Raw genomic sequence first — 261 nt, forward strand, 5'->3', positions numbered from 1 at the left:
GTCGACGAGACGGCCCAGATGCTCGACCTGACGGCTCGCGATCAGACGCGCGTCGGCGCGTCCGGTATCGCTCGCGCCGTGGCGCGGATCGAGCAGTTCGATGGCGTTGCGGATCGGCGCGAGCGGGTTGCGCAGTTCGTGCGCGAGCGTGGCGAGGAAGCGGTCCTTGCGGCGGTCGGCGTCGCGCAGTGCCTTTTCGGCGGCGTACAGGCGCAACAGCGCGCGCACGTTCGCGACCAGTTCGGCGGGCTCGACCGGCTC

1 protein-coding gene is annotated in these 261 nt (G+C 71.6%); it reads right to left on the bottom strand.

Going from position 1 to position 261, the window contains the following annotated elements; all coding sequences use genetic code 11:
* Positions 1 to 261 (bottom strand): histidine kinase dimerization/phospho-acceptor domain-containing protein (locus tag SB751_RS32040; RefSeq protein WP_410749270.1); only part of this gene is annotated, 261 nt, incomplete at both ends.

The sequence above is a fragment of the Cupriavidus sp. SIMBA_020 genome, from assembly GCF_046535395.1.
Lineage (GTDB): Bacteria > Pseudomonadota > Gammaproteobacteria > Burkholderiales > Burkholderiaceae > Cupriavidus > Cupriavidus campinensis.